This is a genomic window from Paraburkholderia sp. BR10954, from assembly GCF_040965775.1.
GTDB lineage: Bacteria > Pseudomonadota > Gammaproteobacteria > Burkholderiales > Burkholderiaceae > Paraburkholderia > Paraburkholderia youngii.
The window spans coordinates 83,887-98,223 of record NZ_JBFRCK010000013.1; the positions used below are offsets into that span (position 1 = coordinate 83,887).

General features: G+C 63.6%; 14 protein-coding genes and 1 pseudogene. 8 read left to right on the forward strand and 7 right to left on the reverse strand.

The genetic code is table 11. From position 1 onward, the window contains the following. Position 1: 1 nt before the first annotated feature. From tssE to AB4Y34_RS19330, 3 genes are read right to left on the reverse strand one after another with little or no spacing between them, the layout of a single operon-like run. Positions 2–520, reverse strand: a complete 519-nt coding sequence (gene tssE / locus AB4Y34_RS19320; protein ID WP_176378501.1) for a type VI secretion system baseplate subunit TssE — start codon at positions 518–520, stop codon at positions 2–4. Then, entirely contained in the window at positions 517–1,356 is an 840-nt protein-coding gene (locus tag AB4Y34_RS19325; RefSeq protein ID WP_368716888.1) for a type VI secretion system accessory protein TagJ, read from the reverse strand. The genes tssE and AB4Y34_RS19325 overlap by 4 nt, the downstream gene beginning before the upstream one ends. Further along, on the reverse strand, positions 1,340–2,383 hold the full coding sequence (locus AB4Y34_RS19330) for a TagK domain-containing protein (RefSeq protein WP_368716889.1): 1,044 nt from the start codon (positions 2,381–2,383) through the stop codon (positions 1,340–1,342). The genes AB4Y34_RS19325 and AB4Y34_RS19330 overlap by 17 nt, the downstream gene beginning before the upstream one ends. Positions 2,384–2,519: 136 nt before the next feature. Between AB4Y34_RS19330 and tssH the strand changes: the two genes are divergently transcribed. After that, on the forward strand, positions 2,520–5,210 hold the full coding sequence (gene tssH, locus AB4Y34_RS19335) for a type VI secretion system ATPase TssH (protein WP_368716890.1): 2,691 nt from the start codon (positions 2,520–2,522) through the stop codon (positions 5,208–5,210). Positions 5,211–5,224: 14 nt separating this feature from the next. On the opposite strand, the gene AB4Y34_RS19340 is transcribed toward tssH, so the two are convergent. Further along, complete coding sequence (locus AB4Y34_RS19340) at positions 5,225–5,398, reverse strand: hypothetical protein (protein ID WP_176378497.1); 174 nt, start codon at positions 5,396–5,398, stop codon at positions 5,225–5,227. 239 nt (positions 5,399–5,637) lie between these two features. Between AB4Y34_RS19340 and AB4Y34_RS19345 the strand changes: the two genes are divergently transcribed. Next, the gene (locus tag AB4Y34_RS19345; protein WP_176111522.1) at positions 5,638–6,021 is read left to right on the forward strand and encodes a PLDc N-terminal domain-containing protein; all 384 of its coding nucleotides are present in this window, start codon (positions 5,638–5,640) and stop codon (positions 6,019–6,021) included. A 116-nt stretch (positions 6,022–6,137) separates the two neighbouring features. Then, positions 6,138–6,692 carry a hypothetical protein gene (locus tag AB4Y34_RS19350; protein WP_176111521.1) on the forward strand — a complete coding sequence of 185 codons (555 nt, stop codon included), beginning with the start codon at positions 6,138–6,140 and terminating at the stop codon, positions 6,690–6,692. Between the two features lie 8 nt (positions 6,693–6,700). Here AB4Y34_RS19350 and AB4Y34_RS19355 read toward each other — a convergent pair whose 3' ends face one another. Continuing rightward, positions 6,701–8,287, reverse strand: a complete 1,587-nt coding sequence (locus AB4Y34_RS19355; protein WP_368716891.1) for a phospholipase D family protein — start codon at positions 8,285–8,287, stop codon at positions 6,701–6,703. Positions 8,288–8,592: 305 nt separating this feature from the next. Here AB4Y34_RS19355 and AB4Y34_RS19360 point away from each other — a divergent pair, with 305 nt between their 5' ends. Then, on the forward strand, positions 8,593–9,381 hold the full coding sequence (locus AB4Y34_RS19360; protein WP_176378495.1) for a hypothetical protein: 789 nt from the start codon (positions 8,593–8,595) through the stop codon (positions 9,379–9,381). Between the two features lie 39 nt (positions 9,382–9,420). Here AB4Y34_RS19360 and AB4Y34_RS19365 read toward each other — a convergent pair whose 3' ends face one another. Then, entirely contained in the window at positions 9,421–10,716 is a 1,296-nt protein-coding gene (locus AB4Y34_RS19365; RefSeq protein ID WP_368716892.1) for a hypothetical protein, read from the reverse strand. Positions 10,717–11,172: 456 nt separating this feature from the next. Between AB4Y34_RS19365 and AB4Y34_RS19370 the strand changes: the two genes are divergently transcribed. From AB4Y34_RS19370 to AB4Y34_RS19385, 4 genes and pseudogenes are all read left to right on the forward strand, one after another. Then, entirely contained in the window at positions 11,173–12,246 is a 1,074-nt protein-coding gene (locus AB4Y34_RS19370) for an AI-2E family transporter (RefSeq protein WP_176111517.1), read from the forward strand. A gap of 63 nt (positions 12,247–12,309) precedes the next feature. Then, positions 12,310–12,843: a helix-turn-helix domain-containing protein gene (locus AB4Y34_RS19375; protein ID WP_368716893.1), complete on the forward strand. Its 534-nt coding sequence runs from the start codon at positions 12,310–12,312 to the stop codon at positions 12,841–12,843. 184 nt (positions 12,844–13,027) lie between these two features. Continuing rightward, positions 13,028–13,318, forward strand: a pseudogene (locus AB4Y34_RS19380) (amidohydrolase family protein); the annotation flags it as partial. Between the two features lie 88 nt (positions 13,319–13,406). Next, positions 13,407–13,826, forward strand: a complete 420-nt coding sequence (locus AB4Y34_RS19385) for a VOC family protein (protein WP_368716894.1) — start codon at positions 13,407–13,409, stop codon at positions 13,824–13,826. Positions 13,827–13,929: 103 nt separating this feature from the next. Here AB4Y34_RS19385 and AB4Y34_RS19390 read toward each other — a convergent pair whose 3' ends face one another. Beyond that, the gene (locus tag AB4Y34_RS19390) at positions 13,930–14,328 is read right to left on the reverse strand and encodes a 2-oxoglutarate dehydrogenase (protein ID WP_368716895.1); all 399 of its coding nucleotides are present in this window, start codon (positions 14,326–14,328) and stop codon (positions 13,930–13,932) included. Positions 14,329–14,337: the final 9 nt, after the last annotated feature.

Genomic DNA, 14,337 nt, shown 5'->3' on the forward strand with positions numbered 1-14,337 from the left:
GTCAATTTCCCCTGCCGGTATCCGCGTCGAACGTGACGTGATTCGTTTCGATGTCGAATGCGCTCTGGATGCGAAATTCCAGTGGATAGGGCGACCAGCGCATGAGGCCGTGAATCTCGAACACGAGCTGGTTGTAGCGTACGGGGTTCTCGCTATTGAGCGGCCGGATGCGCAGCGACTCGGGAATCAGACGCGGCTCGAAGCGCACGATTGCGTTGCGTACCATCTTCTCGACGGTCTCCCAGTTGCGACTGGCGAGGTAGCTGCCGGACAACGCGGGGATGCCGTAATTGACGACCGATTCGGCTAGCATCGGGTAGCGCGCGATGTCCCTTTCGTCGTCCAGGTTCGTCGTGTTGAGCAGCAGGCTCAGATCACGCTGGATGATGCGGCGCATGCCTTCGCTATTCGGCGCATAGGCGTCGGGCCGCTCGCTGCGCCGCGCGGGCGCGTCGTCGAGCAGGCGGTCGATCAGCGACGGCATATAGGCTTGCCGGTGCCGCGCGTCGGACCTGGTCATACGCGCTCGTCGTGATTGAACCGGCATTCGGCGATGTCGAGCAGGCCGATGTCGCCCTTGTCGGTGCTCCAGGTTTTCTGGCCGAGCGCAATCACGCCCGTTTCTCCAACGTCTTTCCAGGTGGTTTCGCGCGCGAGCCGGGTGGCAGCGGAGCCAGTTTCCGAGCCGGGATAGCGCACCGGCAGATAGCCGCGCAGGACAGTTGCGTCGCGTAGGCCCACGACGGCCGAGCGCCAGACGAGATCGGTCAACGCGGTGACCGGACCGAGTGTCAGCGATTTCATCGAGTCGAACGGCACCCAGCGATAACCGCCCGCGACGGTCAGCTCACACACCGGACCCAGCCGGCTATCGCTATCGGTCAGCCACTCGAATTCGCCGATCGGCGTGCTTTCGCCGCGCGTGGCCGGCGCGGCGTCAAACGCGGCTCCGCGCAGTTCGTCGGCGGCGGCGAGATTGCCCTCGCCGAGCTCGAGGTTGGCTTGCAGCAGTGTTTTCACCCATTCGGGCAGCGGCGGCTCGATCTCGCCCGGCGTGCGCTGACCCGCGAACACCTCGGCGCGGAACATCTCGCTGCGGATCAGCCCGCGATACATCTGGGCGCGCGATGTGCCTTCCGGCTCGAGCGTGGCCCACGTCTGCAACTGCTGTAGCGCGCGGTTCCATTCGCCGTCCAGGCACAACAGCTCGAACAGCAGCCAGCGTTCGCGCACGTTCGACGGATGCTTGCGCACTTTGTCGATGGTTTGCTCCTTCAGTTCGCCGTAGGTCTGCGCGTCGAGCAGGCTGCTGAGGGTTGGAGGGTCCGACTTGGGCAGGTCAGCGGTTATGTTCATCTGAAAATGCAGGCTCTTCGTATTCGATCGATTCAGGCATGGCGATGTGGCTGTCCATGCTGACCAGGTGATGTTCTTCGCGTGCGAGCAGCGCGGTCCTGCCCGCACGGTGTGCGGGAATTCCGCGCGGCGCGAGCAGCGCGAGGATCTCGCGCGTTTGGTCCGCCTCGAAAATCTGCTCGGCACCGAACGAGTCAAGACCATCGAGCAGGGTGTCGATGTTCTTCCCCTGCGTCAGCAGGTCGAACACGGACGCTTCCGTCCGCGACGGATCGACAAGTTCCGCGAACGGATCGGGAGGTGACCCGATGATCGACTCGCTCCGAGCTTCGGCTGACGCCTTGGGCTCGGGCCCGTTCTCGCTCTTCCGGTTCAGTAGCGCGTCACGGTATTCGAGCGTGAGCGCGGCGAGCGGGTCCGCGTCATCGATGTCGGCTGCCAGAAGCTTTGCCATGCCGTCGTGTCCGCCGCGTTCCGCTGCATGCGGTTCGCGCCGCAACTGCAGCGGATCGTCATCGTCCTCGTCGGCTAGTGCGATCAGGTCGCTGAAGTCATCCGGCTTCGTGAGCACGGGCTCGATCCGGTCCGCGCGCGGATTCACGCTCGACGGTGGTGTCGGGACGGATTCTTCAGGCGCGTTCGTATTTTCGAGAGGCGGGTTCAGTAACAAATCGGGCATAAGCTGAAGGTCGGGATGCGCGCTCGGAGCAGCGTCAGACGAACACGCCACGCCGGCGTGACCGTTGCGCGAAGCGGTACGAACGAGCCCGAGAGATTGGATGGTTCGTGCGAACGTCCTCAGCGCACCCGCTTCGAAAGGCGAATGGTCCCAACGAGCGTGATATCCAGTCATGGCTTGGCCGGTATGCAATGGCGAATCAGATCTGTCTGTAAAGCGCGCATTGGTAAAAGACTCTCCCGACGCAGAAATAAAAGGATCACCAACTAAAAATGCGGTTGGCGCCTGGCAGATGTGAATGCTACTTCGCGCACCTCGAGCGGAATATGGGCGACGGCCCAAATACACGCAGCGATCGACCGGCTATCCTTGTCGCTCGATCAGTGTGGCCAGCACGCTTTTTCGGATATCTGCGCGCGGTGTGCCGGATGCCACGGCAGAGCCACGCCTTTCCGCAACAAACATCTTTACCTGCAACGTCACCATGTCCATTTCACGCCACGCGTTGTTCGGCAAGCTCGGCGCGACGCTCTTCAGGAGCATCGAATCCGCTACGGCGTTTTCCAAGCTGCGCGGCAACCCGTATATCGAGCTGGTGCACTGGCTGCACCAGCTGCTCGCGCAGTCCGATAGCGACCTGCACCGCATCGTCAGACACTGCGGCATCAGCCGCGAACTGCTCGAGCGGGACCTGCAGAGGGCACTTGCCGCGCTGCCGTCCGGGGCGAGCGCGCTCACGGATTTTTCGCATCATGTCGAGACGGCAATCGAGCGCGCGTGGGTCGTCGCGACGCTGGCATTCGGCGACGGGCGGATTCGCGGTGCATGGCTGATGGCGGCGCTTGTCGAGACGCCGGATTTGCGGCGCTTGCTGCTGGCCATTTCGCCGGAGTTCGGCAAGATTGCCGTCGACGGCCTTCACGATGCGTTGCCGGCCTGGATCGACGGTTCCCCCGAAGAGAAGGACACCCCGTACGACCAGAGCGACTTTTCGTCCGCGGTGCCGGGCGAGGGGTCCGGTGCGCTCGCAGCCTCGGCGAAGGGCGCGGCGGCACTTGCGCAGTTTTGCGCAGATCTGACCGCACGTGCGCGCGCCGGTGAAATCGATCCGGTGGTTGGCCGCGAAGTCGAGATTCGCACGATGATCGACGTGCTGTTGCGGCGGCGCCAAAATAATCCGCTTTTGACCGGCGACGCCGGGGTTGGCAAGACGGCGGTCGTCGAAGGTCTCGCGCGCGCGATCGCGGCCGGCGAAGTCCCGCCGAAACTTGCCGACGTGCGGCTGTTGAGCCTCGACGTCGGTGCGCTGCTTGCGGGCGCGAGCATGAAGGGCGAATTCGAGGCCAGGGTGAAGTCGGTACTCGAGGAGGCGGCGAAGTCGGCGGCTCCGGTCGTGCTGTTCGTCGACGAGATTCACACGCTGATCGGCGCCGGCGGTCAGGCCGGCACCGGCGACGCGGCAAACCTGCTGAAACCGGCGCTCGCCCGCGGCACGTTGCGCACGATCGGCGCGACGACGTGGGCCGAGTACAAGCGGCACATCGAGAAAGACCCGGCGCTCACGCGGCGCTTTCAGGTGCTGCAGATCGCCGAGCCGGAGGAGCCGTCCGCGATCGACATGGTCCGCGGACTCGCGCGGACGCTCGCGAGCCATCATGGCGTCGTGGTTCTCGACGAAGCGATTCGCGCAGCCGTGACACTGTCGCATCGCTATATTCCGTCGCGTCAGTTACCTGACAAGGCGATCAGCCTGCTCGACACCGCCTGCGCGCGCGTCGCGCTATCGCAGCATGCGCCGCCGCGCGAATTGCAGCGGATTCGCGAGCGCTTGCAAGCGGCGCGCGTCGAAGCCGAGCTGCTCGGGAACGAGGTGCGTATCGGGCTTGGCAGCGAGGCCGCGCTGGCCGACGTCAACGCGACCATCGCAACCCTCGAGCTCGAGGATCGTGTTGTCGAAACCGCCTGGCAGACCCAGTCCGAGGCGGCGAAGGCGCTGGCGGCCGCGCGGGAGGCCGTGAGCGCGCGCGCCGCGGCAGGCGGACCTGAGGCCGACGCGCACGATAGCGCGGCGAGCGAGCTGCAGACGTTGCGCGAGCGGGAGCGCACGCTATCGAACCTGCAGGCGGCTACGCCATTCGTGTTTCCGGAAGTCGGCGAAGCGATCGTCGCCGACATCGTCTCTGACTGGACCGGTATTCCAGTCGGACGCATGATCACAGACGAGGTGAGCGCCGTGCAGATGCTGCCCGCCACGCTGGCGGCGCGCGTGGTCGGCCAGCACGACGCGTTGCAACAGATCGGCGAGCGCGTGCAGACGGCGCGCGCCGGGCTCGCGGACCCGCGCAAGCCACTCGGCGTCTTCCTTCTCGCGGGACCGTCCGGCGTCGGCAAGACGGAAACCGCGCTCGCGTTGGCGGAGGCGCTCTACGGCGGCGAACAGAATCTCATCACGATCAACATGAGCGAATACCAGGAGGCGCATACGGTCTCGGGACTCAAGGGCGCGCCGCCTGGCTACGTCGGCTACGGCGAGGGCGGTGTGATGACCGAAGCGGTGCGCCGACGTCCGTACTCGGTCGTGCTGCTCGACGAAATTGAAAAGGCGCACGGCGACGTGCATGAAATGTTCTACCAGGTGCTGGACAAGGGCTGCATGGAAGACGGCGATGGTCGCTATATCGATTTCCGCAATACGACCATCCTGATGACCAGCAATGTGGGCGCCGATCTGAGCTCGAGCCTATGCGCGGACGAAATGCTTGCACCGGATTTTGACGGTCTGCGTTCCGCGCTTGCGACGGAATTGCTGAAGGCGTTTCCGGCCGCCTTCCTCGGGCGTGTGACGCTGGTGCCATATCGTCCGCTGGGCTCGGATTCGCTCGCGCGGATCGTGCGTTTGCATCTCGATCGCGTCGTTCGGCGCATGGCGGATAACCACGGCATCGCGCTGAGCTATGCGTCGGAGGTGGTCGACTACATCGTCGGGCGCTGCCTCGTGCAGGAGACCGGGGCGCGTCTTTTGATCGGCTTTATCGAACAGCACGTGCTGCCGCGCCTCGCACGGCAGTGGCTCGATGCGTTTGCAGCGAAAAGCGCGCTCACGCATATGACAATCGAGGTGACCGATCCGGCTGCGGCACCTGCGGATGCACTCGTGGTCCGGGCTAGCTGCTGACGCATGCTCCGAATTTATTCAGGTTTGTTTACGAAAGTGAACGAAGGCTGCCATTCAATCGATGCATCTCGCAAGCACTCTTTTTGGCATTTTTTTTGCATAGGAATGGCGCTCGCATTTGACATCGTTTTCACATGATGCATGTCTAGTGCCAGCGGCATGATCGCCAGATCGTCAGAAATGGCCAATCGAAGGGAATCCTTAAAAATTGCTCGCGTTACTTGATCGGAATAGTCTATAAAGACAAAAAGTTCCGCATCATGCGCATGTCTTTCATACAGTATCAATGCACGTGCCCAATCGACATGCGGTCATGGTAGATTTTCAGCGCTGCCATGCTTAATCGTATGCGCCATCCATAGCAGGCAACCATAGGTCGAAATCCGTTACGCCTTTCAATTGCAACCGGAATGACTGGAGAACAACAATGCTCTTCTTCAATGATGGTTTCACATTCCCGAATTTTCTGGCCGACGTTTTTTCCATCTTCATCTTTATTCTGTGGTTCTGGCTGTTGATCACGGTGTCGAGTGACCTGTTCCGCCGCCATGACGTGTCGGGATGGGGCAAGGTTCTGTGGGTGATTTTCCTGATCATCCTGCCGTATATCGGCATCTTCGCGTATCTGCTCACGCAGCATCGCGGCATGGCGGAACGCGATCAGGCGCGGGCCAGGCAGATGCGCGAAGATTTGCGCAATGTGGTGGGCTTCAGTGTCGCCGATGAAATCGACAAGCTCGACAAGCTGAAGGCGTCCGGTTCCATTTCTGCGGACGAGCACTCGCGTCTGCGCGCGAAGCTCGTGCAGTAAGCGTCGGTTACCTCAGTGCAGCCATCGGCGAGCGGGCGCATTGCCGGTGTCGCCTTGGCTTTTGCGCGGTGAGGGTTTCCCGATCGACGCGCGATCGAACGTAACGGGAGGAACCCATGCTTGCCCGAGTCGCCCACGTTCGAAACGCTGTTGCGCGAACGGCACGGGCGCCGCTGGTCTTGCGCCGCGCCGCGCTCACGTGCGTGACGGCGTTGATGCTCGCGGCTTGCGCGCAACCGTGGCAGCAATTCCAGGCTGGCCAGGATCAAGCGGCGATCATCGCCCGCATGGGTCCGCCGCGCGAAACCTATGACCTGCCCGGAGGCGGCCGCAGGCTGATGTGGCCGACCCAGCCGATGGGTTCGACCACCGTCGCCGCCGACATCGACGCTTCAGGCAAGATCGTGAGCGTGCGTCAAGTGTTGCAGTTGAGCGAATTCAATCGCGCGGAAATCGGCAAATGGACGCGCGAGGATGTGCTGACCAATTTCGGCCGCCCCGTGCAGACGCAGTTTTTCCGGCTCTCGCAACGCGAAGTCTGGTCGTACCGTTACATCGAAAACAACATCAACCACATGCTGTTCAATTTTGCGTTCGACACCAACGGCGTGTTGCGCGCGACGCAGCGCTCGCCCGATCCATTGCGGGATCGCGATTTGCGACGGTTCTGAACCGCAAGCTATAGCAACGACTCAATTGGCATAATCGACAGCATCCATACACCGAGCCGCGCGTACCACGTCGCATTCGGTTCGGTACCGAGGCGGGTTTCGACGCCGTCGTTGGTTTCGATCCAGTACAGCTTGCCGTTTGCGTCGAGATGCACCGCGTACGCGACCGTCGGCAGCAAAGCGAGAAATTTTCGATCGACCCGCGTCGCGAGATCGGGGCTGTCGATCACGAGGCCAAGCTCGGTATTCAGATGCGCGGAGCGCGGATCGAAGTTGAACGAACCGACGAAAACCCGCTGGGAATCAGCGATGAAAGTTTTCGCATGCAAGCTCGAACCCGAGCTGCCGAACGGCCCCGGCGACTGTTCTTTCTTCTGGGTGACGCCCGCCACGCGCCGCAATTCGTACAGGTGCACGCCGTTTTGCAGCAACTCGACGCGCCGCCTGATATAGCCCGAGTGCACGGCGGCGACATCGGTCGCTTCGAGCGCGTTCGTCAACACGCGCACATCGACGCCCTGGGCGGCGAGGCCGCTCAGAAACTGCGTGCCCGTATTCGCCGGCACGAAATAGGGCGAGACGAGGTCGAGCGACTTCGTCGGCTGGCCCATCACTTCGCGTAGCTGGTGCGGAATCAGCGCTTCCGGCGGCGCGTCGTTCAAGCCTTTCGCGGGGTCGTCGCTGATCATCTTCGTTTTGGCCCAATCGAGCGGCAGCTTGTGGTCGAGCAGGTTCTGCACGACGCGCGGACCGCGCAGCGCTTCCTTGTACTCCGCGGCGGCGGGGGCCTGTTCGATCGCCTGCGCATCACGCTCGAGCGTGGCCAGTTCATCGACACTCTCGTGCGGCAGGATCTTGTCGACCGGATACGCCGACGCGCTGGCCCAGTAGCGGTCGAAATCGCGCGACACGTCGGCCGCGGCCGGTCCGATCGCGAGGACATCGAGGTCGGCGAAGACGACGCCGTCGGTGGCATCGAAGTACTCGTCGCCGATGTTGCGGCCGCCGAGGATCGTCGCGGTGGCGTCGGCGGTCAGTGACTTGTTGTGCATGCGCCGATTGGCGCGCGAGAAGTCGGTTACAAAGCCGAGGAATTTCGGGCTGCGCACGACGAACGGGTTGAACAGGCGTACCTCGATGTTCGGATGCGAGTTGAGCGCCGAGAGTGTCGGGTCGAGCGCGGACGCGATGCCGAGATCGTCGAGCAGCAGGCGCACCCGCACGCCCCGGTCCGCCGCTTCGTGGATCTGTTCGAGCAGCAGCGTGCCGGTCAGATCGTCGCGCCAGATGTAGTACTGGATGTCGAGCGTGCGTTGCGCGGAACGGATCAGGTCCATGCGCGCGGCAAACGCGACATGGGCATCCGCCAGCGGATAAATGCCCGCCAGCCCCGCGTGCGCGGCCAGCTCGGGCGCGACCGCGCGACCGAGATCCGTGGTGGCCGCCACCGCGGGCGACAACGCATGCGACTCCTTGCGGTCCTCGAGCGACGGTAACCGCGCGCAGCCGGCGAGCAGGCTTGCGCACAGCAGCGCGCACAGCGCGCCCTTCCATCGACGATGCGGGAACGACGGGTGGGGTATCTGCGCTTGCATGGAGTCCGGGTCTTCCTTTGGGTCGCGCGTTCTTGCACGCAGCTTGCATTGGTTGAGAAGAATACTATGAGCGCATGTCCATCGGTGCGCCGCCCGACGCTCTTGTTGCGCCAGGCGCTTTGTCCGATGATACGAGCAGGCTGCGCGAATTCGAACGGGGGCCAACCCGGCTGCGCATCGCCCGCACGGTTTCCGTGCGAGCGAACGTGATCCGCTTCGCGTCAGCGTAAAGGGTCGCCAGGAGGCGTAAAAGGTCCGGTTCACGGCGCCTTCGAGCGTTTCGCCCCACTGTGGAGTCGAGCAACGTGAAGATCTCCCGCTTGCTGCTGGCTAGCGTGCTGCTTTTCGTGGCGGGCACCGTGCTGCAGATGATATGGCCGCTCGCGCAGCCGGCCTCGTATCACCACTTCGCCGATCAGCGCTCGCTGGGGCCGCTGCACAATGCGGCGGACGTGCTCTCGAACGTCGTCATTCTGATCGCCGGCGTGCTCTGTCTGCGCTGGGTCACGCGGCATGCGTCGAACCAGCCGGCGCAATTCCCCGGCATGGTCGTCGCCGCGATCGGGCTGCTGTTCACCGCATTCGGTTCGGCTTACTACCACATGGCGCCGAACGACGCGACGCTCGTCTGGGATCGCCTGCCGATGACGATCGTGTTCGCCGGCATCCTCGCGATGCTATGGACGTCGTGGAGCGGACAGCGCGTCGGCTGGGCGCAGATGCTCATCATGGTGGTCGTGTCGCCCGCCACCGTCGGCTACTGGCTGGTGTTCAACAGCCTGTGGCCTTACGCGATTCTGCAGTTCGGCGGCCTCATGCTGATCGTCGGCATGACGCTCACGCGCAAGGTGGACGGCGTGATCGCATGGACGCTCGTGATCGTCTTCTACGGGGTCGCGAAGATTTTCGAAAGCCTCGATTGGCAGATATGGGAGCTCACGCATCACGTGATCGCCGGCCATGCGTTGAAGCATGTGTCGAGCGGTCTTGCCGGCGCGTCGATGATTCTGGTCGCGAACACGGCGCCGCGCTCCGTCGCGGGCATCATGCCGCGCCGGCCGGGCGGCATCGGGCATTCGGGTACGCCGCGTTGAAGCCGCGTCACGGCGAAGTGATGCAGCCTGCGGCGGATGTTACTGCGGCTCGTACCACGAATACGTCGCCAACGTGCTCACCGGCGGCGTGCCGATCTGCAGCGTGATGTCGCGCAACGATGTCAGTTCGATATTGCGCAAGTCGCCCATATAGCGGCGCGAATCGCCGTTGTCGTTGATATACGCGACCACGTCGCCCATGATGCCCGCGACGTTCGTGCTCGTCAGCGGCTCGCCCCAGATATCGAAGAAGTCGCCGAGCGTATAGGTCTTTTCGTTCGGCGCTTCGATATGGATGATGCCGGTGTTGTCGTGCGTGTGCATTTCATACGTGCATTGCGACAGGATGCCGACGTTCGCCGGCAACGCGAGCCATTGCCCGTCCTTGATGATCGCGAGGTGTGCGTGCACGTGGTACAGCACACTCATGTTCGGCGCGCAGGTCAGGCCGTCGACCGGCGAGCCGTTGCCGCCCGTCGACGTCGTGCCGTTCGGCCAGAACGACGAGCCGACCACGCCTCCGAAGACGAGCGTGATCGGGTTCGGGTCGAACGGCGGCGGATCGGTCCACGTATAGGTGGGCACTTGTGTGACAGGCGTGCCGACCATGATCGTGATTTCGTCGTGCGGCTTCAGCACGAGGCTCGCGGGGTCGCCCGTGTATTGCGTGAGCGTGCCGCCGTCGTTCACGTAGATCGCGATCGGCGAGGCGGTCAGACCCGCCACGTTCGACGCACTCAGCGGCTCGCCCCAGATCGAGAAGAACTGGCCGAGCGTATAAGTCGCGCCGGTCGTCGCGTCCATATGGATCTTGCCGCTCGAATCGACCGTGTGCACCGGATACGCGCAGCCAGTCGGCGCGGAGACGGTCGGCTCGACCATGCCGATGTTGGGCGGCAGCGTCAGGAGTTGCCCGTTCTGGTAGATCGAGACGTGTGCATAGGTGTACGCGGTGCTGCGCAACGCGCAGTTCAGTCCGCCGACGGGTTGACCGGTTCCCCCCGCTGAGGTGGCGCCCGCGGGCCAGATGGCGGCGCCGAGTGTCGTGCCGTCGATGATCGGCGTCGCGGCGGCGAGCTTGGGCGTCGTCGCGCTCGCGTCCGATGCGCCCGACGGGCTCGACGCCGGAGTTGGACTTGATGCCGGAGTTGGACTTGATGCCGGTGTCGAACTCGACGCGGGCGCGGGACTCGATGCGGGGGTGGTCGCTCCGGCCGCGCCGTTCGAGCCGGTGCCGCCCGGCTCCGCGCCGCTGCCGCCACCTCCGCCGCCACAAGCGGACAATGTCCAGATCAGACCCAATGCGACGAATCGCGACCCCAGCCGTTGCAGCATCTCGTTCTCCATGCCGTGAATTGAGAGGGATGCGTGCAGCGGACATCGCGCACAGACAAAGTGCGGACATCGCACCGCCACGCGCGGCGCGGGTTTCACTGCGTGGATTTGGCTGAACGCTGTCACCGCGTGGCGCAGGCGCTCGCGTCGAAACACCTCAGGTGATCGAAACCGATTAAAACAGCGTAACAGATGGTTTCACGAGCGAGACCGGCGCATCACAACGTTTCGCGACATACTGCTGGCGCATTTCGAGGTATCGGCCTGGAGTTTGCGGACGGAACGATCTGGCGCGCTTTATATGTGAGCTGTCATCGTTCTGTGCGAAGATCGGTTCTGTCCATCGCGCGGCCTGCTGTGTAAGGGGCTCGTACGGCGGGCGCGTGCGCGGCGATCGCCGTCGTCCTCGGGTCGAGCGCGGGCGCACCTGTTTGCGGATTCATGGAGCACTGACCAATGACCGACAGATTGCAAGCGTCCGTATACGTAGTGCTGCTGCTGCTGATTGTGGGCTGGTTGCTGTATATCGGGCGTGCGGTTTTCGTGCCGATCGTGTTCGGCGCGATCGCGGTGTACCTGGTGGTCGACCTCACGCGGCTGCTGCAACGCATTCCGCTGATCGGCCCGCGGCTGCCGGTGCAGTTGCGCTATGGGCTGTCGATGTTCCTGATCTGCGCCGCGATTTTCTTCGCGGTCGACATGCTGGTCGCCAACTATGACGCGCTCGTCGCGCTCGCGCCGCGCTACCAGGACTCGGTCTTGCTGATGATCCACAAGATCTCGACGCTGCTGCACCTCGAAAGCGAGCCGACCTGGGAGTCACTGCGGCGGAACATACTCACGCAACTCAACATTCAGGCGATGGTGACGGGCCTGCTGGCGTCGCTCTCGTCGATGATCATCGACCTGTTCGTGATCGTGCTGTATGCGAGTTTTCTGCTGTTCGAGCGCCGCACGTTCGGCGACAAGCTGGCGAACATGACCGCCAATTCGACCAACGCGGCGCGCATCCGGGGCGTGGTCATCGACATCAACCGGCGCATTGGCGCGTATCTCGCGCTGAAGACGTTTCTCGGCGTGCTGCTCGGCGGGCTCTGCTGGCTCGCGATGCGCAGCGTCGGCCTCGAGTTCGCCGGGCTGTGGGCGATACTGACCGCGCTGCTGAACTATGTGCCATATATCGGCTCGGTGCTCGCGGTTGCGTTCCCGGTGCTGATGTCGGTACTGCAGTTCGGCGACGTGAATTCGGTCCTGATCGTGCTCGTTTCGCTGTCCGCGATTCACTTCGTGATCGGCAATATTCTCGATCCGTATCTGACGGGCAATTCGCTGAACCTGAGCCCGTTCGCGATTGTCGCGAGCATGGCGGTGTGGTCGGCGTTGTGGGGCGTGCCGGGCGCCTTTCTCGCGGTGCCGATCACCGCCAGCATGACGATCATTTTCTCCGAGTTCGAAATGACGCGGCCGGTCGCGGTGCTGCTGTCGAAAAACGGCCGGCTCACTTACGGCAAGACCGAGCAGACCGCTTGAAGCGGTCGCCGCGGCGGCCCTTTCACCAGCGCATTCTTCGACGAGCCGTTCCAATGCGAACTCATGTCCCGCTCACACGACCCTGAACTCCAGCCCCTTCCCATCCCGGGCAGCGCCGAAGCGCTCGAAGACCCGGTGTTGTTGCGCCGCCTGCTGCGTGCGAAAGACCGCATCGATGCCGCGTCGCACGAAGCCTGGCCGGTGCGGCGCCTGGCTGAAGTCAGCGGCGTGTCGGAAGCGCACTTCGCGCGTTCGTTCAAGCGGGCCTTCGGCGTGCCGCCGCACCGCTATCTGTTGACGCGGCGTATCGAGCAAGCCACCACGCTGCTGCGTGACACCGACCTCGGCATCACGGACATCGCGTTCGCGACCGGCTGGCAAAGCCTCGGCACGTTCGGCCGCGTGTTTCGCGACATCACCGGCCTGAGCCCGAGCGAGATGCGCGTGCAGGCACGCGCCAATCAGACCGAACTCGAACGCGTGCCCGCCTGTGTGCTGAAGGCCGCGCAACGTCCGGACCTGACGACCGCGGTGCTGGAAAAGCGCCGCCGCGCGAACGGCGACGCTGCCGAGCCTCCTGCCAGCGAGAAAACATGAATCAGGCAGTGCTCGCGCCCGCCGCGCCTTGATGCCGGAATCCGCATATTCGATGCGGTTTCCAACCAAGACCCGCCCATTTCGACTTCCTATACTCGTTCGACCAAGCCCGGTGCCACGGCGCCGCCCTTTCTGGAAGGAAGCTATGTCGACGATTCCCGCGCGTATAGCGAGGCCTTGCATGGGCGTGCGCTATGGCCTGTCGGCCGAGAGCGCGGCCAAGATCGACATCGTGCGTGAAGCCGGTTCGAAGTCGCTGGAGATTTTCAAGCGCGCCGGGGTCAAGATGGGCTTCGGTTCCGATCTGCTCGGCCCGGGCCATCGGATGCAAAGCGACAAGTTTTCGATCCGCGCACAAGTGCTGACCCCCGCCGAGATCATCGGCAGGGGCGATCTGAGTTGTCTGACGGGCCAGGGCGAGCGTATCCCGCTGGTGATGAAGGGCCGGCGCGTCGAGTTCAACGAATTGGATTGAACCGGCGCGCGAGCCGAGCGCAGTTTTGGAGAAGCGCCGCTCGGTGCTCGGCGATACAGTCGAGCCCTCAACCACCGAGGGAGGAGTCATGAATCAGGGTATCGATGTGGTCGGTTTGTACGTCGACGATCAGGACGCGGCGCTTTCGTTCTACGTCGACAAGCTCGGCTTTCGCGTCCACACGGACGTGCGCAACGGCGCTTACCGCTGGCTCACGGTCCAGCACCCGGAGCAGCCGACTTTCCAGTTGGGCCTGTTCGCGCCGGGGCCGCCGATCCACGATGAGGCGACCGCGCAAACGCTGCGCGCGATGGTCGCGAAGGGAGCGATGCCGCCGCTGGTGCTCTGCGTTGCCGACTGTCGCGCGAGCTACGAGCAGTTGAAGGCGCGCGGCGTGGAATTCACGCAGGAGCCGGTGGATCGTTTCGGCAGCGTCGATGCGGGCTTTCGCGATCCGGCGGGCAATGGATGGAAGATGATCCAGGCGGCGGCGGAGAAGCGAGCGTAAGCGATCCGCGCGGCGCGTAGTCACAAACGGCCGGCGCCAAGTCGCACGATCGCGACGCGTTCGCCGGCCGTCCCACCTACGGGACCGATGGCCTAATCGGGTATCACTGCTGATGCTGCTGCAGATACTGCCGCACGTCGTTCAACGTCACACGACCCGAATGCGCGCTATCGATCTCGTCAAAATGCCTCGCGATATAGCCGAGCCCATTGCTTTGCGCCTGAGCCTTGGTGATCGACGAGCCGTTGCTGAGCACCGAATTCGCGCCCAGCCTGCTCTCCATGCGCTGCTGAGCCTGCTGCTGCAATGTCGAGCCGGTGGTCGGCGCGACCGCGCTAGCACGGTTATGAGGAAAGAACGGACCGTCGACGCCGTGTCCGCCGTGGGGTAGCGTCACGGGCGCGACCGGCTGAGGCGGCAGCGCGTGCGCACTACCGACGACCACACCGAGGACGATCAACGCCAGCGCACGTCGAAAGATATCGATTGAAGACATGATCATTCGCCATAA